The 18,906-nt window shown below is 67.2% G+C and carries 13 protein-coding genes and 1 pseudogene; 4 read left to right on the plus strand and 10 right to left on the minus strand.

The window, feature by feature from the left end:
• Positions 1–26: 26 nt before the first annotated feature.
• From AC1DW0_RS08835 to AC1DW0_RS08880, 10 genes and pseudogenes are all read right to left on the minus strand, one after another.
• Entirely contained in the window at positions 27–1,559 is a 1,533-nt protein-coding gene (locus AC1DW0_RS08835) for an IS1182 family transposase (RefSeq protein ID WP_477945446.1), read from the minus strand.
• Between the two features lie 163 nt (positions 1,560–1,722).
• Positions 1,723–4,587 carry a beta-galactosidase GalA gene (galA, locus tag AC1DW0_RS08840; RefSeq protein WP_477945448.1) on the minus strand — a complete coding sequence of 955 codons (2,865 nt, stop codon included), beginning with the start codon at positions 4,585–4,587 and terminating at the stop codon, positions 1,723–1,725.
• A gap of 50 nt (positions 4,588–4,637) precedes the next feature.
• Positions 4,638–4,784, minus strand: a pseudogene (locus AC1DW0_RS08845) (cellulase family glycosylhydrolase); the annotation flags it as partial.
• Positions 4,785–4,841: 57 nt separating this feature from the next.
• The gene (locus tag AC1DW0_RS08850; protein WP_477945450.1) at positions 4,842–5,078 is read right to left on the minus strand and encodes a hypothetical protein; all 237 of its coding nucleotides are present in this window, start codon (positions 5,076–5,078) and stop codon (positions 4,842–4,844) included.
• 14 nt (positions 5,079–5,092) lie between these two features.
• Positions 5,093–6,727, minus strand: coding sequence for a DUF5597 domain-containing protein (locus AC1DW0_RS08855; protein ID WP_477945452.1), 1,635 nt, complete (start codon positions 6,725–6,727; stop codon positions 5,093–5,095).
• 29 nt (positions 6,728–6,756) lie between these two features.
• Entirely contained in the window at positions 6,757–8,022 is a 1,266-nt protein-coding gene (locus AC1DW0_RS08860; RefSeq protein ID WP_477945454.1) for a glycoside hydrolase family 27 protein, read from the minus strand.
• 18 nt (positions 8,023–8,040) lie between these two features.
• Positions 8,041–8,181, minus strand: a complete 141-nt coding sequence (locus AC1DW0_RS08865) for a hypothetical protein (protein WP_457325289.1) — start codon at positions 8,179–8,181, stop codon at positions 8,041–8,043.
• Positions 8,182–8,540: 359 nt separating this feature from the next.
• Positions 8,541–9,593 carry a LacI family DNA-binding transcriptional regulator gene (locus AC1DW0_RS08870; RefSeq protein WP_477945456.1) on the minus strand — a complete coding sequence of 351 codons (1,053 nt, stop codon included), beginning with the start codon at positions 9,591–9,593 and terminating at the stop codon, positions 8,541–8,543.
• Between the two features lie 369 nt (positions 9,594–9,962).
• Positions 9,963–11,057 (minus strand): DNA glycosylase AlkZ-like family protein, encoded by a 1,095-nt coding sequence (locus tag AC1DW0_RS08875; RefSeq protein ID WP_056205243.1) that lies wholly within the window; start codon positions 11,055–11,057, stop codon positions 9,963–9,965.
• Between the two features lie 2 nt (positions 11,058–11,059).
• Positions 11,060–12,802 (minus strand): diguanylate cyclase domain-containing protein, encoded by a 1,743-nt coding sequence (locus AC1DW0_RS08880; protein WP_477945458.1) that lies wholly within the window; start codon positions 12,800–12,802, stop codon positions 11,060–11,062.
• 161 nt (positions 12,803–12,963) lie between these two features.
• Between AC1DW0_RS08880 and yajC the strand changes: the two genes are divergently transcribed.
• The 4 genes from yajC (at position 12,964) to AC1DW0_RS08900 (ending at position 18,831) form a co-directional block, all read left to right on the plus strand.
• The gene (gene yajC, locus AC1DW0_RS08885; protein ID WP_056205313.1) at positions 12,964–13,287 is read left to right on the plus strand and encodes a preprotein translocase subunit YajC; all 324 of its coding nucleotides are present in this window, start codon (positions 12,964–12,966) and stop codon (positions 13,285–13,287) included.
• An 81-nt stretch (positions 13,288–13,368) separates the two neighbouring features.
• The gene (secD, locus tag AC1DW0_RS08890) at positions 13,369–15,267 is read left to right on the plus strand and encodes a protein translocase subunit SecD (protein ID WP_457352588.1); all 1,899 of its coding nucleotides are present in this window, start codon (positions 13,369–13,371) and stop codon (positions 15,265–15,267) included.
• Between the two features lie 12 nt (positions 15,268–15,279).
• Entirely contained in the window at positions 15,280–16,314 is a 1,035-nt protein-coding gene (gene secF / locus AC1DW0_RS08895) for a protein translocase subunit SecF (RefSeq protein ID WP_056205235.1), read from the plus strand.
• A 45-nt stretch (positions 16,315–16,359) separates the two neighbouring features.
• Complete coding sequence (locus tag AC1DW0_RS08900) at positions 16,360–18,831, plus strand: DUF1631 family protein (protein WP_457389596.1); 2,472 nt, start codon at positions 16,360–16,362, stop codon at positions 18,829–18,831.
• The last annotated feature ends 75 nt before the right edge of the window (positions 18,832–18,906 follow it).

Below are 18,906 nucleotides of genomic sequence, written 5' to 3' on the forward strand. Positions count from 1 at the left end.
CTCGCGTTGCGCACCTTTCCCATTCCTCATGATCGTTCGCCTCTGTTGGCGATTTTCTCAATGTTGTGCACCAGGCAGAACAGCCGCCACTGCGTGCCGACCTTGTCCTTGCCGCGCAGCGTGAAGCGGCTCAACCGCTTGTTGTGGCGCAGGTTGGCGAACACCGGCTCGACGGTGGCGATGCGCTGGCTGTATAGCCGGCGACCTCGGGGGCTGTCGATGGCCTGGCGCATGCGATGCAGCGGGTCTTGAGGATCGTCAGGCATTCGGGTGTGCAGCGCCACCGTTCTGCGCGCGGCGTCTGGCTTGCGGATGCATTGAGCGCGCTGCGCGCAGCTCATGCAATCGCTGGCGCTGGCCTTGAAGTCCTGCCGCAGGTACAGCCCCACCTTGTACAGCGCGCCACTGCTTCGCAACGTGCAGCCCGCCGGGCATGTGCAGGTGTTGTCGCCGTGGAAGACGAAGTCGCCTGTGCCGAAGAAGCCCTTGACCTTCGGATTGGGACTTTCGCCTCGCGCTCGCTTGTCAGCGAGCACTTCGCCCTTCGCCTTGTGCTTGGCCTGCTCTGCGAAGCGCTCGTCGCGCTGGCGCATCGCGTTGTCGGCCACGAGGGCCGGGATGGCGGCCTCGCACAAGGCCTGGACGTTGTCGTTGGAGTGGTAGCCAGCGTCTGCGGTGATCAAGGTGTCGGGCGCGCGCACCGCGGCCGTCGCTTCGATCATGGGCAGCAGCATGTGCTGTTCTGAGCCCGATCCCGTCACCTCGGCGGCCACGATGATCTGGTTCTCGCTGTCCACCGCCGCCTGCGCGGCGTAGCCCTGCATCACGCCCTTGCCGGTGGCCATCTTGGCGCTGTCGGGGGCGGTCACGTTGCTCTTGAGCTCCTGGCCCTTGTCGTTGCGCCGTGGCTCGTTGCGGGCCACGAAGTCGCGCGTCGCCTGGGCTTCACGGCGCAGTTCATCGATGCGAGCCTGGCGCTTGGCGTCAAGCGCTTGCACGCCTTCGCCGCCAGCGTCCTGCGCCTGATGGAGTTCCAGGATCTTGTCGGCCGCCTTGTCCAGCCTCAGCGCCCGATGCTTGAGCTCCTCATGCGTGCCGCTGCGCTCCTTGCTGGCATTGCTGGGCAGCTTGACCCCGTCGATGGCGAACATCTGCCGCCCGATCAAGCCCATGCGGTCGCAGGTGAGCAGCACCTGCGTGAACAGCGGCTGGATCTGCTCCTTCAACTCGCGCACGAACTTGGCGATGTGGGTGTAGCTGGGCTGGCTGTCGCCGCTGATGGCGATGAACTGCACATGGCGCAGGCAGGCATGCTCGATGCTGCGGCTGGAGACCAGGCCTCGGCTGTACGCCAGCAGCACGATCTTGAGCATCACGCGCGGGTCGTAGGCGCTGGCGCCGACTTCATCGTTGCTGAACTTGGCATCCAGCGCGCTCAGGTCCAACTCGTGATCGACCAGATGATCCAGCGCGAACTCGAAGGTGCCAGGTTGAATCTGCTCGGCCAGCACAACAGGCAGAAAGCGGGGACTGCGATCTACGAGCTTGTAGCGTGGCATTGGCTTCATCCGGCTGCAGCGTGATGACTGCGATCGTGCCGACACGCCTGCGTCGGTGACAGTCGGATTTACCGCATGTCGTTGGGTTATTGCACAGCGTCAACGTTGCCGTTCAGTGGCCTGGTTCCGAGCGTAGCGACGGTGACGAATCTGTTCCCGGTGTTCAGAAGATCTCGATCACCGTTGCAGCTGGGGCAAGGCCTTCGCTGACGGCGCGCAGCGTGGCGCGACCGGGGCTGCCGGTGGATTGCAGGATCACCTGTGCATGGCCGTTGAACACGCTGCGTTGCCACGGCCCGGTGGATGTGGTGGTGCGCAGCGTGACCCAGCGCCGGCCGCCCTGCGCGTCGTCGAAGAGCTTGCGCGTGCCACCGGCCGGCGTGGCGAAGACGAGGGTCAGCGTGTTGAGATCGCTCAACTGAGCAGGGTCGAGGTCGATCACGCCCATGCCGTCCTCGCGGCGCGGCGTCTGGGCCTTGCCGTTCAAATAGACCTGCTGGCCCGGCGCGATGTCGCCCACGAACAGCGCCGCGCGGCCAACCCCCGCAGCCGGCCGGGCAAAGCTGGCGTGCACGACGTTCCAGGCGCTGTCGGCCGGCTGCTTTTCGGGCGGCAGCCAGGCGAACGGGTCGCGCCCCTTCTCGGCGTCGGCACCGGCCAGCAATGCCGCCGCGTCATCCTGCCGCGCCACGCCCTGCAGGCGCCAGCGGTCGAGCGTCGCGTAGCGGTGGAACTCGGCCGGCTTGTCGGCCTCGTGCGAGCCCGGGTCGCCGTTGCCCATGCCGATCAGCCGCGCCGGGCCGGAGACCTCGAAGCTGATGCGCTGGCTGGCCGTGGGCACGACGCGGCCTTCGCGGTCGACCACGCTGACCCTGACCACCGCCACATCGTCGCCATCGGCGCGGATGCGCGCACGGTCCGCCGTCAGCCGCACGGCGCTGCCGTTGCCCGTGGTGGCCACGGTCTCGGTGACGACGAGCTTGCCGCCCTGGTAGCCGCGCGCCACCAGGCTGCCCGGCGCATAGGGCACGCTCCATTGCAGATGGGCGTAGCGCGCCAGCGACTTGCGGCCCAGTGAACTGCCGTTCAGCAGCAGCTCGACCTCATCGGTGTTGGCGTAGACGCGCACGTCGATGGGCTGGCCTTCACGGCCGGGCCAGTTCCAGTGCGGCAATACATGGACCATGGGCTCGGCAGTCCAGGCGGCCTTGAGGTACTGGCCGCTGTCCTTCAGCGCGCCGGTCGTGTCCATCATGCCGAACTGCGAGGAGACGGCGGGCCAGCCGTAGGGCGTGGTCTCGCCGCGGTAGTCAAAGCCGGTCCAGAAGAACACGCCGGCCAGGAAGGGGCGCTCGGCGTTGAAGCGCCAGGCCTCTTCGACGGTCGAGGTCGAGTCGCCGCCTGAGCGCTTGTCGTAGGCAGCGATCTGCACGCGGGCCGGGTCGTCGGCGTAGATGCCGCGCGTCGCGTAGGTCAGGCCTTCCTCGGTGACGACTGATGCGCGCTCGGGGAAGCGCTTGTGCATCGCATCGATGTTGTGCTGGCCCTTGTAGTTGAAGCCGATGACCTGCGAGCCGACCGATGTGCCCTCGGCCGCACCCGAGCTGGAGGCGGCCAGCGTCGCGGGCCGGGTCGGATCCAGGCGGCGCACGATGGCCTGCATCTGCTGCGCGAGGCGAGTGCCGATCTCGGAGTTCTCGATGGCCCATTCCTCGTTGCCCACCGACCACAGGATGACCGACGGGTGGTTGCGGTCGCGCCGCACCATGCGCTCCAGCTCGTCGCGGATCTGCGGCGCGGTGCCCATCATGCGGTGCTCGTCGATGACGAGGATGCCGAGGCGGTCGCAGGCGTCCAGCAGCTCGGGCGTGGCCGGATGGTGGGCCGAGCGGATGGCGTTCACGCCCATGCCCTTGAGCATCTTCAGCCGCGCCTCGTGCATGGCGTCGGGCAGGGCAATGCCGATGCCGGCRTGGTCCTGGTGGTTGTTGACGCCGTGCAGCTTGACGTGGCGGCCGTTGAGGAAGAAGCCCGCGTTGGCATCGAAGTGGATCGTGCGGATGCCGAAGGGCGTGTCGTAGCTGTCGACCACGCGGCCGCCGCTCTTCACATGGGTCGTCAGCGTGTAGCGCTGCGGCGTTTCCAGCGACCACAGCTGCGGCGCCGTCACGCGCAGCGTCGCGGCCACGTCGGTGCTGGTGTCCACGCCCACGCGCCTTGCCGGTACGCTGGCGCGTGCGACGACGCGCCCGGCGGGGTCGCGCAGCTCGTGCTCCAGGCTGAAGGAGGCGGGCGCCTTGCCGTCGTTACGCACCGTCGTGTCGACGGCCACGTCGGCGCGGCCGCCCGTGACCGTGGCGCGCACGGAGCTGCCCCAGTGGTCCACGCGCAGCGGCTCGGTCTGCGTCAGCCAGACATGGCGGTAGATGCCGGCGCCTTCGTACCACCAGCCTTCCTGTGTGGTGGCGTCCACGCGCACCGCGACGACGTTGCGCCCGCCAAAGTTCAGGTAGTCGGTGATGTCGACGTTGAAGCTTGAGTAGCCGCTGGCCTCGCGGCGCAGGTAGTGGCCGTTGACCCAGACCACGCTGTCACGGAAGACGCCGTCGAACTCCAGCGCGATGCGCTTGCCGCGTGCCGACTGGGGAAGAGCCAGCTCACGGCGGTACCAGCCGACGCTGTTCTCGGGGAAGCTCCGGCCGATGGCCTTGGAGCCATGCAGCGAACTGCCGCGCGCGTCGAAGGGCAGTTCCACCGCCCAATCGTGCGGCAAGTCCAGGCGGCGCCAACTGCGGTCGTCGAACTCGGCCCCCGCAGGGCCGTCGCCAAAGCCGGCCTTGGCGAAGAAGAAGGAGCCCGTGCCGTGGTTGAAGTCCTGCGCCGGGTCATGCGCATGGCCCAGCGCAAAACGCCAGCCGTCATCGATGCGGGTGCGCTGGCGCGCGCCATCAGCGGCAGTGGCGCTGCCGACGGCAAGGGCCAGTGCAAGGGCCCAGAAGACCCAGGAGAAGGGGCGAAGTGGTCTCATCTTGATGTTTGACGTTGGGGTCATGGTTTGCTCGGATTCGCTTCGGCTGCCTATCGCGGCCAATGCAGCAGGCCAGCGTTGCGGGCATAACCGACCACCTCGGTGACGCGTGCCATGAAGGTCGGGCTGATGTTGCCGTTGGCGTCGGCGTACTGGTTCCAGCTGGCGGGAATGCGCACGGTCTTGAGGCAGGCCGCATGAAGGTGCTCGGCCGGTTGTCTCCTCCGGACACGAGCGTTATTGAAGGATGTGGCTCAGTGCGTGGACCTACATCCCGACAACGACGACGGACTTGGGCGACAGTTCCAGCACCAGGCCTTGCCGGCCGGCATGGCGGAGAACGGCACCGGTGTGATGACCTGCGGCTGCTCTAAGGTGTTGTGCGCGTCCATGGCGACTGCGGTCAGCAACTGGCCCTTGGCTGCGGGTGTGAGGTGGGTCGTCACTCGGATCGCGGTGCCGTCACCAAAGGGCAAAACGCGCTCGGCCATGACGCTGTTGCCCTTCAGCGCGCGCGCGCCATCTTGACCTTGAGCATGATGGGCTCCGCCATCAGGTTCAGGCCGCTGTCGACCTGGTCGCCGTTCCAGACGCGCTCCATCTGCCAGCGGCCCTTGTCGTCAAAGCTGCCTTCCTCGACGCGCAGCATGAAGCCGCTTGCTTGCGGCCCGCCTTCCATGCGCACGCGGGTGCGCTGGCCAACGATGAGGAACTCGTCGTCGCCGATCTGCGCAATGGCCACGCCGCCGCCGGGCTGTTCGGTGCCGGCCGGCCGCTCGTCCTTGCTGTCCCATGCAAGGTCCCAGAACTGCCATTGGCGGTAGGTCAGCTTGGCGACCCAGCCGCCCGGCAGTTCCAGCGACTGGGGCTTGCGGTCGTCGCCCTCAGCGGCGCCGCGCGTGCGGCCCTCGAAGGCCCACTGCGCCCACTGGCGCTGAATCGGCCGGAAGGCGCCGAAGACGCGTGCGAAGGGCTCGACCATGGTCTTGTCGGCGCGCTTGGAGCCCAGCGGGAAGTTGGCGTAGTTGAAGTAGTCCAGGCCGAAGGGCGCCACACCCAGGGTGCCGCGGCCCAGGGCCGCGTAGATCCAGCGCGCATAGCCCTCGGCATTGCCGATCTCGGGAATCCACAGCGCGTTGTCCGGCCGCTGGTACAGGCGCATGTTGGCCTTGATCCCCTCGGAGTTGGGCGTATAGATGTCGGGCGCGACGATGTCGATGGCGGGCGCGGCGGCCTTGTAGATGTCGATGACGTCCCAGACCGGTCCACCGCTGGCGAAGTTGCCCTGCCATGGCTTGGGCGGCTGTTCCAGCGCCTCGCGCAGCGCGCCGTTGACGTACATCGGCAGGTCGTAGACGGCGCGGCCGGCCTTGGCGATCTCGCCGATGTAGCGGGCGATGGCCCAGGCGTGGAAGTACTCGTCGGCGTAGTCGCCATAGACCTCGCGCCAGTTGCCCGATGCGGCGGCCTTGGGCTTCTGACGCGCCACCACTTCGGCGGGCACCGGCTGCTCGAAGGCCGCCTGGGCGGCTGGCGCGAAGTCGCGCACGAGGCCGTAGGTGCCGGCCTCGTTCTCGACCTGAACCATCAGCACGGTGCGCTCGGTCGCGTCGATCTTCTTCAGGTGAGCCATGAGCGCCACGAAGGCGCGCTTGTCGGACTTGAGCGTCTCTTCACCGAAGGGGCTGAAGCAGAAGTTGGCCTTGCCGTCGCGGTCCAGCATGGAAGGGAAGCGCTTCCCATTGAGCTTGACCCAGTCGGGGGTGTACGAGCCGCCGGTGTTCTTCCAGGTCGCGAACCACAACAGTACGAGGCGCTTGTCCTGCTGCCGCGCTTCCTTGACCAGGACGTCGAGGAAGCTGAAGTCGAACTGGCCTTCCTGGGGCTCGACCTGCTGCCAGGCCACCGGCATCAGCACGGTGTTGGCATGCGCATCGTTGGCCGCGGCCCAGACCTTGCCCAGGGCTTTGGGGTAGTTGCTGGAGTTGTGCGCCTGGGCCCCGAGCATCAGGAAGGGTTTGCCGTCGACGAGCAGGGCATGGTGGCCGTCGCGCTGCACGAGGCGCGGGGCTTCAGCGGCGCTGACGGGCGTGGTCAGCACCGCGGCGAGCAGCGCCGCGATCAAGGTGGTCTTCTTCATGGGTGACGCTTTGCGCGGCCGGGCGCGCCTTACGGTTTCGCAGGGCCGGTCAGGCGCAGCATCAGCACGCTGTGTGGCGCCAGCCGCGCTTCCAGTTTGGCGCTGGTGTCGCCCGTCTTCTTGCTCCACAGGTCGGACCAGCGGTAGACGACCTGCTTGAAATCGACTGACCGCTTGCTCAGGTCATCGCCCAGGACCTGCTTCTTCCAGTCATGGTGAACGTCGGCAGGCTGGTTGGAGCGGTTCAGGAACATCAGTGCCCAGTCCCCGCCGTCGAGCGGCTTGGCATAGAACTCCAGTGGGCCGTCGACCAGAACGCGGAGCGCCTGCACACCCAGCTTGTCCTGGCTCACCGCGATCACGCCGGGGTTGGTCAGGATGCGGCGGGTCGACTCGGACATGGAACGCAGGTCGTTGCCCAGGATGAGGGGCGAGGCCAGCATGGCCCAGATCGACAGATGGGCGCGGTCTTCATCCTCGCTCATGCCATTGCCCACTTCGAGCATGTCCATGTCGTTCCAGTGGCCCGGCCCTGCGAAGTTGCGCAGGTTGGCGTCAGCGTGCTTGTCGAGGATGCGCAACACGCCCAGACCCGTCGAGAAACCGGGATTGAACTGGCAGTCGAAGCAGTTGTAGATGTCGGGCGTGGTGCGCCACAGATGGCCGACCTTGCCGGCCCACTCCCACGGCTTGCTCATGCCCCATTCGCAAATGCTGAACACCATCGGACGGCCCGTCTTGGCGATCGCGTCGCGCATCGTGGTGTAGGCCGGTTCGGCGCTCATGCCTGGGGTGTTGCACCAGTCGTACTTGACGTAGTCGATGCCCCAGCGCGCATAGACCAGCGCATCCTGATATTCGTGGCCGCGGCTGCCGGGACGGCCGCCGCAGGTGGCATCGCCGGCATCCGAGTAGATACCCAGCTTGAGTCCCTGGCCATGCACATAGTCCGCCAGCGCTTTCATGCCGGATGGGAAGCGCTTGGCGTCGGGCTGGATGTTGCCCTCGGCGTCGCGCTGGCCTTGCCAGCAATCGTCAATGTTCACGTACTGGTAGCCGGCGTCCTTCATGCCTGACTTGACCATGGCATCGGCGGTCTCGCGGATCAGGCGTTCGTCGATATCGCAGGCAAATTTGTTCCAGCTGTTCCAGCCCATGGGCGGGGTGAGGGCCAGGCCTTCAGCCTTTTGTGCCCAGCTATTGCCTGCCGCGCCAAGGAACAGGGTCAGCGCCGCGACGGCCATCATTGCCCAGCTGTGGAACAGCGTCTTGTGTGTTGTGTGCTTTGTTTTCATTTCCGGATCACTCTCAGTTCAATCAGTTGCAGGCAGCAATCGGCCGGCACGCTTTGGCCTCGCCACCACCGCCAGGCTCGGCTGGATGGTGGGCGACACGACAAGATAGGCCGCCACGCGCACCAGGTCCGGACCGTCCAACAGAACGCTTTTGGTCATACCGCGTAGATGGAAACGCACGCCTTCCGCCGTTCGGCGCCAAGCACAACCGTCGGACCACGCGTCCGCCGGCAGATTCCCGGCAGCGTCGAGCGCCGAAGGTTGCTGCCCTGTCGCGCGCGTCGGCGAGCGTGCCTACTAACGCGCAGGCCAGCACTCCTTCGGAGAAATTGTTGTGTTCGTCCCGGCCCAGGAACATACGGCTCTCGTTGCTTTTGCGGATTGACTAATCGGTTGACCAATTCTTAATTAACCGATTAATCAGCTGATCAAAAAAGGTGCGGCCACGCCGCACGCGCATCTTAAATTGGTCGACCAGTTAAGCTGACTAGGGGAAAACCTAGCCACCTCCGCACGTGTCAAGGGATGGTCAGCGGCTCGCTCCGCGGTCCTGGCAAGGTCCGCCTGTGGACGATCTCGACGGGCAGGACGATGTCGCGAGGGCCCTCGTAGGCCTCGCCACGGCGCTGCGCCTCGATCAGCTGCATCAGGGCCTCGACCGCACGACGACCTATCTCAAGCAGGGGCTGGCGCACGGTCGTCATGCCCAGTGCGCGGGCCATCAAGGTGTCATCGAAGCCTGCAATGGAGATGTCCCGAGGAACGCTCAAGCCGCAGCTCTGCAGCGCCTCGATGCAGCCGAAGGCGATGTCGTCGCTGCCACAACAGACGGCCTCGGGCAACGGCTGACCGCGGTGCCGTTGCAGCCATTCCCGCATGGCCTGCCTACCCCCTTCGGCGGTGAACCACGTGCGGATCAGATGGTCGGATGCAACTTCCACTGCGGCTTCGGCATGGGCGCGCAGGAAGCCATCGACACGGACGTCCGCGCCCTTGACGTTCAACGGACCACCCATGCAGAGGATCCGGCGATAGCCAAGCTCGAGCATGTGGCGTGCAATGGCATAGCCGCCTGCTTCATCGTCGGCCTCGACGTTCACCTGGGCCTGCAATAGCGGGCCAGCGTGGATCGTGACCATGGGCGTATGCGGTGGCAGCCAAGTCGTGCTGTCATCTTCCAGCTGACGCGCCAGCACGACGAGCCCGTCGACGCGTCCGTCGCACAACGCAGGGATGCGCTTGGGCGCTTCTTCCCAGCCGCCGAGCGGAAAGATGGATGTGCTCTGTTGGGCTTGCGTCGCGCCCCGCACGACGCCGTTGAAAATTTCCAGGAAATAGAGGTTGGGCTCCTCATTGGCAATGTTGGCGACGAAGCCGATGGCATTGGTGCGTTGAAACGTCAGCGCACGCGCGGTCGCGTTGGGCCGGTAGCTCAAGCGCGCCGCCGCCGCGAGGACCCGTTCACGCGTCTCGACCGACACGCGCGTCGAACCCTTCGCACCGCTGAGCGCGGAGGACGCCGCCGCACTAGAAACCCCCGCTTCTCGCGCGACGTCAGCAAGCGTGGGCAACTTGTGACGACGGCTCTTCGGCGGCTTGGACGGCGGGGGTATCGGAGCGGACACTTCCGGGGCTGGAGACGGGGCGAGGCACTCTAGCATCGCGTCTGGCTGGAGCCGCTGGAACTGCTCGAGTCCTTCAGTCGAATCAATGCTGCCAAGGCAGCTCTGTGCTTACCTTCGCCAGCTTGCGGCCGACCGTGGTCACTGTCGGACCTGACGTCTTCGTGGCTGATGGTCGTCAACGAAGGCCGTTAACCTATGTGGTCAGAGCCCCATCCTCGCCATTTGCAGGCTGACTTGCTGGTGAAGAGGCTTTCCGTGACATGGGACCGTCAGTTGCTGGCCGCTAGCCGCCCCGTCAAGCACTCGTCCTTCGCATCAGCCGGCCTCGACCCCCAAGAACTCCGCCAGCCGCGTCCGCTCCACCTCCAGCGCTGGTTTGAAGGCCGCGTCGCGGGGTGCGCGGCCGGCCACATAGCCGCAGTCCACTTTCAGTCGCCCGCCCTTCACGCTGGCATTGGCCCAGCCGACGACCTGGTCGCGCCACAGCAGCGGCAGTGCGTAGTGGCCGCGCACCCTCTTGGCCGCTGGCGTGTAGGCCTCGAAGCGGTAGGCCCAGCCCCACAGCAGCTCGAAACGGCGGCGGTCCCAGACGACAGGATCGAAGGGCGCGAGCAGTCGCACCTGCGAGGGGATGCGCCAGCCGCGTGTCGGGTCTTCATTCGCCGGCCAGTACCAATCCACGCCGTCGATGTGCGTGTGCGCCAGGCGTTCCTTCGCGCGGGTGATCGTCGCCGGCGCCAGCTCGCGCCACTGGTGGGCGCCGTGGAACAGCATGCGGATGAGCTGGGACAGGCTGCCGGCCGGCAGGGGGGCGTATTTCTGCACCAGCACATCGGCCAGCGCGTCCATGGCCGTCTGCGGGTCGGGGTGGGCTTCCCAGGTCGGACCGAGTCGGTAGACGCGCGTGCCGCTGTCGCGCCGCACGACGTCGAGATGGCCGCGGTAGTGCAGGCCGTCCAGCAGCTCGGTGGACAGCCGGCTGTTACCGCCAAACCAGTTCTTCACCTGTCCGTGGCCCAGCGCCGCGTCGACCTCGGCGGGATGGGCCTCGCCCAGGCGCTCGACCTCGGCCAGCACGGCGTTGGCGAGCTTCCAGTGCGGCTTGTCCCACACACGACGCGTCGTGCGCGGGTGCATCAGCGCGCGCAGCTCGGGCGTGACGAAGCCGTAGTTGATGAAGAAGTCTTCCTGCAGCGGCAGGCGCGGGTAGCGGCGCTCCAGGTCGCCGGCGCGGTAGTCCTTGACGCGGTGGCGCAGCGTCAGGTCCTGCGCCCTGGCGGGGGCGCGCAGCGGGTCGGCCTGCACAAAGCCGCCGAGCTTCTCGACGGCCTTGACCAGGGTGGTGGGCGTGAACAGGCTGCGCGCGACGGCAAGGCGGCGCAGGGTGCTGAGATCAAGGCTGGCGGGCATCGCTAGGCGGGGGGCTGCTTGCGGGCGAACATGTCGGCATCGGCATGCCGGAGCAGGCTCTCGGTGTCCTGGCCGTCGTCGGGGTAGAGGGCGATGCCGAAGCTTGCCGCCACCTGGAAGTCGGCCGGTGCCAGGCCCGCCAGGCTTTCCAGCGGCATGCGCATGCTGGCCTCGAGGTGGTCGCGCGCGGCTTCGGCGTCGGCGCGGTTCTCGACCGAGTCCAGCAGCATGACGAATTCGTCGCCGGCATAGCGGGACACGATGTCGCCGATGCGCACGCCGGCCCGCAGCCGCTGGCCGACCTCCTTCAGCACCGCGTCGCCCACGCCATGGCCAAAGCGCTTGTTGACGTCCTTGACGCGATCGAGGTCGACGAACATGACGGCGAAGGGCCAGCGGTCGCCGCGGCGGCGCTGCTGCAGGATGCGGTCCTCGATGCGGCGCAGGATGGCGCTGCGGTTGGACAGGCCCGTCAACTGGTCGGTCAGCAAGCGCCTTTGCATGTCGGCAAAGCTGCGCGCGAGCTCGCCGAGTTCGTCGGTGCGGTGCACCTCGGGCGGCTCGTCGAGCACGCCCTCGCCCACGCGCCGGGCGGCGTCGGCCAGCTCGCGCAGCTCACGGGTGACGATGCCCAGCACCGCCCAGCCCAGGCCCAGGGCGATGACGACGCCCAGGCCCGCGAGCATGCCGGCCTGCACGAAGTTGCGCTGCACACCAACCAGGAAGTCGGCGCGCGGCACGGCGACGATGATGAGCCAGTTCAAGCCCAGGGCCGGGTCGACGCGGGCATAGCCGAGCTGCACGACGCGGCCATCGGCATCGGCAAAGCTCGCCGTGCGCGGCGCGGTGCCCAGGGCCTCGGCGCCGGCCGCCGTGCGTTGGCGCACTGCCTCGAAGGCGGCAACAACGAGGGCGTCGGGGCTCTGCGCGGCGTTCAGCCTTTCGTGCTGGCCGACGGCCAGCGTCTTCATGTGTGCGCCGCGTGACACGCCGACGAGTTGCCCATCGCCTTCCACGACCATGGCGACGGCGTTCTCGCTCAATGACAGCCGCTGCAGCAGCGCATTGACCTGTTTGAGCGACAGGTCGGTGGCGGCCACGCCCTCAGGCTCGCCGACGTCGTTGCCGACGCGCTTGGTGCGCGTCGTGACCAGATCCAGGGTCTTGAAGTCGATGTAGACCGGCGTCCAGCTCAGCGGCGCCGGGTTGGCCAGTGCGGCCTGGTACCAGGGGCGCTCGCGCGGCTCGAACACCTTGTCCTCGGTGACCGGCGAGCGCATGTCGCCGGTGATACCGCTGAGGCGGTAGATGGTGCGCGGGCCGGTGCCCGCGGTGCGCACGCGCAGCTCGGCCTCCAGTTCGGAGAAGCGCCACAGGCCAAGGAAATGACCCTGGCGGTCGCCGTAGTAGATGTAATTGTTGGGATCCCGGTGCACCGAGGTCGCCAGCCAGAAGCGGTTGCGCAGCGCGTCCAGCTCGCGGGGCAGGTTCTCCGGCGCCGGCAGGCCGGTGGGGAAGGCCGCCTCCAGCACGGCATCGGCCCCGCCGACATGGCGCTCCAGCGACACGGAGATGCGGTTCACGGCCTCGACCAGGAGCTGGCCCGACAAGGTGTTCACCGTGTCGCGCCCGGCGCGCCAGGACAGCGTGCCCACCAGCAGCACCAGACCCAGCACCAAGACGACATAGGGCAGCGTCAGCAGGCTGCGCAGGCTCAGTCGGTCGGTCAGCGCCCTGATCGGCAAGGGAGGAACTCCAGGCAGGTTGAATGTGGCGGCGGCAGGTTAGCAGGGGTGGGCGCAGCGGCGTAGCCCCTCGGAGCCCCGTCATCGGGGCGTTTGGCGCGGCGCACTAGAATTCAAGGTTGCCCTGCGGTTTTTGCGGCCGCCCACCCAAGGAATTCAACGTGTTCATCTCCAACGCCTACGCCCAGGCCGCCCCGGCTGCCGCCAGTTCCGACAACGGCCTGCTCGGCATGCTGCCCCTGGTGCTGATGTTCGTCGTGCTCTATTTCGTCATGATCCGGCCGCAGATGAAGCGCCAGAAGGAGCACAAGGCCATGATCGAGGCAGTGCAAAAGGGCGACGAGGTTGTCACGGCCGGCGGCATCATCGGCAAGGTCGCCAAGCTGGGTGACAACTTCATCCACCTGGAAGTCGCCAACGGCGTCGAGCTGCAGATCCAGCGCAGCGCCGTCACCCAGGTTCTCCCTAAGGGCAGCTTGAAGTAATCGGCCCTGCGCCCATCTCCCGGGCCACGGCCGCCCGGGCGCTGCTGATTACGCCGTGCAGGCGCATACAAGGAAGTCCCCATGAACCGCTATCCGCTCTGGAAGTACGCGATCCTGCTCGTCGCGCTGCTGATCGGCACTCTGTACACCCTGCCCAATCTGTTCGGCGAAGCGCCGGCGGTGCAGGTGTCCAGTGCCAAGGTGACCGTCAAGGTCGACAACTCGATGACCACCCGCATCGAGGCCGCACTGCAGCAAGCCGGCATCAAGGCGGACTTCGTCCAGTTCGACGGCAACTCGGTCAAGGCGCGCTTTGGCGACACCGACACCCAGCTCAAGGCCAAGGACGTCATCAGCAAGGAGCTCAACCCCAATGCTGCCGAGCCGACCTACATCGTCGCGCTGAACCTGCTGTCGCGTTCGCCGCAATGGCTGGCCAGCCTGCATGCCAACCCGATGTACCTGGGCCTGGACCTGCGGGGCGGCGTGCACTTCCTGATGCAGGTCGACATGAAGGCGGCACTGACCAAGAAGGCCGAGTCGCTGACCGGCGATGCACGCAGCATGCTGCGTGACAAGAACATCCGCCACGCCGGCATCAGCCGCGACGGCAACACGGTGGTCATCGCCTTTCGCGACGCCGAACAGCGCGCCGCCGCCACCGAGTTGCTGCAGACGCAGCTGCCTGATGTCGTCTGGACGCCGCAGGGCGAAGGCAGCGAGCTGCAGCTGTCCGGCAGCCTGGCGCCCAAGGCCCAGGTCGCGGTGCAGGACGCCGCCATCAAGCAGAACATCACCACCCTGCACAACCGCGTCAACGAGCTCGGCGTGGCCGAGCCCGTCATCCAGCAGCAGGGCGCCGACCGCGTCGTCGTGCAGCTGCCCGGCGTGCAGGACACGGCCAAGGCCAAGGACATCATCGGCCGCACCGCCACGCTGGAGCTGCGCATGGTGGACGACGGCAGCGAGTCGCTGGAGGCGCTCAAGGGCAACGGTCCCGTGCCCTTCGGCACCGAGCGCTTCATCGACCGCGGCTTCGGCCCCATCATCGTCAAGCGCCAGGTGGTGCTGACCGGTGACGCCCTCGTCGATGCTCAGCCCGGCTTCGACGAGAACCACTCGCCGTCGGTCGACCTGACGCTGGACGCCAAGGGCGCCCGCATCATGAAGGACCTGTCGCGCGAGAACGTCGGCAAGCGCATGGCCATCATCCTGTTCGAGAAGGGCAAGGGCGAGGTCGTGACGGCGCCGGTCATCCGCAGCGAATTGAGCGGCGGGCGCATCAAGATCAGCGGCGCGATGACGACCCAGGAAGCCAGCGACACGGCCCTGCTGTTGCGCGCCGGGTCGCTGGCCGCGCCGATGGAGATCATCGAAGAGCGCACCATCGGCCCGAGCCTGGGCAAGGAGAACATCGAGAAGGGCATCGCCAGCGTCACCTGGGGCTTTGCCGCGGTGGCCGCCTTCATGTGCGTCTACTACCTGCTGTTCGGCGTGTTCTCGTCGCTGGCGCTGGGCTTCAACCTGCTGCTGCTGATCGCGGCGCTGTCGATGATGCAGGCCACGCTGAGCCTGCCGGGCATCGCCGCCATTGCGCTGGTGCTGGGCATGGCCATCGACTCCAACGTGCTGATCAACGAGCGCGTGCGCGAGGAACTGCGTGGCGGCGAATCGCCCCAGCAGGCCATCCGCCTGGGCTACGAACGCGCCTGGGCCACCATCCTGGACTCCAACGTGACGACGCTGATCGCTGGTGTCTCGCTGCTGGTGTTCGGCTCCGGCCCGATCAAGGGCTTTGCCGTCGTGCATTGCCTGGGCATCCTGACCTCGATGTTCTCGTCCGTCGTGTTCTCGCGCGGCCTCGTGAACCTCTGGTACGGCCGCCAGAAGAAGCTCAAGAGCGTGTCCATCGGGCAGATCTGGAGGCCCGACGCCGACAAGCCCGCCGCCGAGACGACCGACGTCGCCGCCAAGGCCTGAGAAAGCTAGAACATGGAACTCTTTCGCATCAAGCGCGACCTGCCGTTGATGAAGCATGCGTTGGTCTTCAACGCGATCTCCTTCATCACCTTCGCAGCCGCCGTGTTCTTCCTGGTCACGCGGGGCCTGCATTTCTCCATCGAGTTCACCGGCGGCACGGTCATCGAGGTGGCCTACCCGCAGGCGGCCGAGATCGAGAAGACTCGCCTGGTCGTCGAGAAGATGGGCTTCGGCGAAGTGCAGGTGCAGAACTTCGGCTCTTCGCGCGACGTGATGATCCGCCTGCCCGTGCGCGGCGATATCAAGCAGACCGAGCTGGTCGGCAAGGTCTTCACCGAGCTGTGCACGGCCGAGGCCGGCACGATCAGCGAGCATCAGGAAGTGACGCCCCAGGGCGAGCAGGTCAGCAAGCAGATCTGCAGACGAGCCGATGGCGCCGAGCCGATCAAGCTGTCGCGCTCCGAGGTCGTCGGCCCGGCCGTCGGGGCCGAGCTGGCCCAGGACGCCGCCAAGGCACTGGCCGCGACGGTCATCGGCATCATGATCTACCTGGCCATCCGCTTCGAATGGAAGTTCGCGGTCGCCGGCATCATCGCCAACCTGCACGATGTGGTCATCATCCTGGGCTTCTTCGCCTTCTTCCAGTGGGAGTTCTCGCTGGCGGTGCTGGCGGCCATCCTGGCGGTGCTGGGCTACTCGGTGAACGAATCTGTCGTCATCTTCGACCGGGTGCGCGAGGCCTTCCGCAGGTTCCGCAAGATGAACACCCACGAGGTCATCGACCACGCCATCACCTCGACAATGAGCCGCACCATCATCACCCACGGTTGCACGCAGCTGATGGTGGTGTCCATGCTGCTGTTCGGCGGGCCGACGCTGCATTACTTCGCCGTCGCGCTGACCATCGGCATCCTGTTTGGCATCTACTCCTCGGTGTTCGTGGCGGCGGCCATCGCCATGTGGCTGGGCGTCAAGCGGGAGGACCTGGTCAAGGCGGGCGTGAATCGTGACGACCCCAATGACCCGAACTCCGGGGCCGTCGTGTAGAGTGATCGCAACCCAACATTCCAGCCGCGCAGCCCTCACCAGTCCATGACCGCCGCTCGTAACCAGGCCCTGGCGACCCAGGCGCGGCGCGTCTATCTGGAAGCTCTGGTGCGCGGCATGACGCCCCTGGTCGCTGCGGTCGGCCAGGGCGCTGGCCAGCAACTGGCCCACGGCGTCCCCCACGCCATCATGATGGCCAGGCGCGACGCGGTGCAGGCCTGGCAGAAGCTGGGCCCCAACTGGCAGATGGCCGTCGTCGCGGCGCTGCGCCACGCGGCAGTGCACGGCGTCTCCGACAACGCCCGCGAGCACGACACGACCGTGCCGGCCCAGTCGGTGAAGATGAGCCTGGTCGACGACTCGACCATCGAGCGCGAGATCACCAGCTCCCGCCTGGCCCTGGTCATGATGGACCGGGCGACCTGGGAATTCACCGACCTGCGCACCCGCATGCAGGCCCTGGAGGCTCATGACGACCTGGAACCGCTGGACCTGCTGCGGGCCCATGTCGTGGCCCGCGTGGCGCTGGACGCCTGGACCCGCGTCGGCCTGGACGCGAACATCTGGCAGCTGCTGCACCATGAGCTTCACGAGGAATTCGCCCAGCTCATCAGCGAGGCCTACCACGAGACCAACCGCTGGCTGATCGCCCAGAAGGTGCTGCCCGAGGTCGATCTGCGGCCCTTCATCCGCCGCACGGCCCAGGCCGCTACGGCGGCGACGGCGACGGCCACTGGCGCGCCGGTACCGCCGCCACCGCCGGTGTCTCCCGGCCCGGGTCTCGCCCCCACGTCAGGCCCGGTGCCGATGGTCGCGGGTGGGGCATCGGCGCGCAGCAAGGCGAGCAGCCAGGCCGACGAAGTCATGGCCCAGCTGCAGCGTGTGCTGGCCCGCCATGTGCCGGGCTTTCCGGTCGTCAAAAGCCAGGTGCCGGCCCGCCCGGGTGGCGGCAAGCCGAGCCTGGCCGATGTGACACCCAGCCATGCCGGTGCCCTCGGTGGTGGCAGTTCATCGAGCGGCGATGCACCCGCCTCCGTGGCCAGGCCGTCGCTGGCCGATGCGCCGCCCGTCTCCGTTTCCGCCGCCTCGCCGCGGTTGATGGGTGCCATCAAGCATGCCCAGGAGTCCTTGCAGCGCCGCCCCGGCGCAGCTGGCGGTGTGGATACCGGTGGCAGCGCCAGCGCCCCGCGTGCGCTGGAGGAGATTGGCGCGCGCAACCAGGCCTTCAAGCAGGTCCTGAAGCAGGCCGCGAGCAACCCGGCCGAACGCGCGACCATCGAGATCGTCGCCATGATGTTCCAGAGCATCCTGACCGAGGAGCGCATCCCGGCCACGGTGCGGGTCTGGTTCGCGCGGCTGCAGATGCCGGTGCTGCGGGTGGCCGTCAGCGAACCCGACTTCTTTGCCGCCGCCGACCATCCGGCGCGTCGTCTCATTGACCGCATGGGCGCGTGCGTGATGGGTTTCAACACGGCCCAGGTCAGTGGCCCGGGTTCGGAGCGCGCCAGCAACGATGCGCTGGAGCGCGAGATCAAGCGCGTCGTGCAGGTCGTCGAGGCCTATCCGGACACCGGCCGGCGGGTCTTCGCCACCGTGCTGACCGAGTTCGAGAAGTTCCTCGACCACTATTTCGAGAACGAGAACCAGGCCTCCAAGCGCGGCGTGTCACTGGCCCAGCAGGTTGAGCAACGCGAAACCCTGGCCATCCAGTACACCATCGAGCTGCGCAAGATGCTGTCCGAGGTGCCGGTGCAGGACGGCGTGCGCGACTTCCTCTTCCACGTCTGGGCCGACGTGCTGGCCGTCACGGCGGTGCGCGCGGGCGCCCAGTCCGACGTGACCAAGTCCATGAAGCGGGCCGCCGCCGACCTGATCTGGAGCGCCAGCTCCAAGGCCTCGCGCGAGGAGCGTGCCGAGGTCATCCGCCGCCTGCCGCCCCTGCTCAAGACGCTGCGCGATGGCATGAGCCACGCCGGCCTGCCGACGGACAAGCAGGACGAGCATGTGCGCCAGCTCAACAACGCGCTGGCCGCCGCTTTCACGGCCAAGACGGCCGCCATCCCGCGCGAGCGCCTGGACGAGCTGATGGACCAGCTCGAGACACTGGAAGCCATGCTGCCCGAGGACATCGAAGGCGGCGACAGCCATGTCGATGAGATGCTGGTGCGCGACCTGTCCGGCCACGAATCCGAGGGCATGGAGGTCGTCGCCGAAGGCGGTTCGGCGCCGACGCCGGCCATGGTGGCCTGGGCGCGCGAGCTGCAGGTCGGCGGCTGGTTCATGCTCGACTACCGCGGCCGCAACGAGCAGGTGCAGCTGGCCTGGCGCGGCCTGCGCAAGCAACTGGCGCTGTTCGTCACGCCCAAGGGCCGCGGCGTGCTGTTCTCGCTGAACCGCATGGCCGCCTTCCTGCAGGCAGGCCTGCTGCTGCCTGCCCAGGACGAAGCGCTGACCGTGCAGGCCACGCGCAAGGCGCTGGCCAAGCTGGATGCCGATCCCGGGCAATTGCTCAAATGATTTGCGGGTCAGACCTGCGCGCGTAGCGCGCTGCTCTGACCCCAACTGATTCAGGAATTGAAAAAGGACGCCGCG

This window comes from Roseateles sp. P4_D2 (genome assembly GCF_056401875.1).

Excerpts from the sequence above, each read along its gene's own strand:
- AC1DW0_RS08855 (WP_477945452.1), bottom strand. The coding sequence starts at position 6,727 with ATGAAGAAGACCACCTTGATCGCGGCGCTGCTCGCCGCGGTGCTGACC.
- secD (WP_457352588.1), top strand. The coding sequence starts at position 13,369 with ATGAACCGCTATCCGCTCTGGAAGTACGCGATCCTGCTCGTCGCGCTG.
- AC1DW0_RS08835 (WP_477945446.1), bottom strand. The coding sequence starts at position 1,559 with ATGCCACGCTACAAGCTCGTAGATCGCAGTCCCCGCTTTCTGCCTGTT.
- AC1DW0_RS08875 (WP_056205243.1), bottom strand. The coding sequence starts at position 11,057 with ATGCCCGCCAGCCTTGATCTCAGCACCCTGCGCCGCCTTGCCGTCGCG.
- secF (WP_056205235.1), top strand. The coding sequence starts at position 15,280 with ATGGAACTCTTTCGCATCAAGCGCGACCTGCCGTTGATGAAGCATGCG.
- AC1DW0_RS08865 (WP_457325289.1), bottom strand. The coding sequence starts at position 8,181 with ATGACCAAAAGCGTTCTGTTGGACGGTCCGGACCTGGTGCGCGTGGCG.
- AC1DW0_RS08900 (WP_457389596.1), top strand. The coding sequence starts at position 16,360 with ATGACCGCCGCTCGTAACCAGGCCCTGGCGACCCAGGCGCGGCGCGTC.
- AC1DW0_RS08860 (WP_477945454.1), bottom strand. The coding sequence starts at position 8,022 with ATGAAAACAAAGCACACAACACACAAGACGCTGTTCCACAGCTGGGCA.
- AC1DW0_RS08850 (WP_477945450.1), bottom strand. The coding sequence starts at position 5,078 with ATGGCCGAGCGCGTTTTGCCCTTTGGTGACGGCACCGCGATCCGAGTG.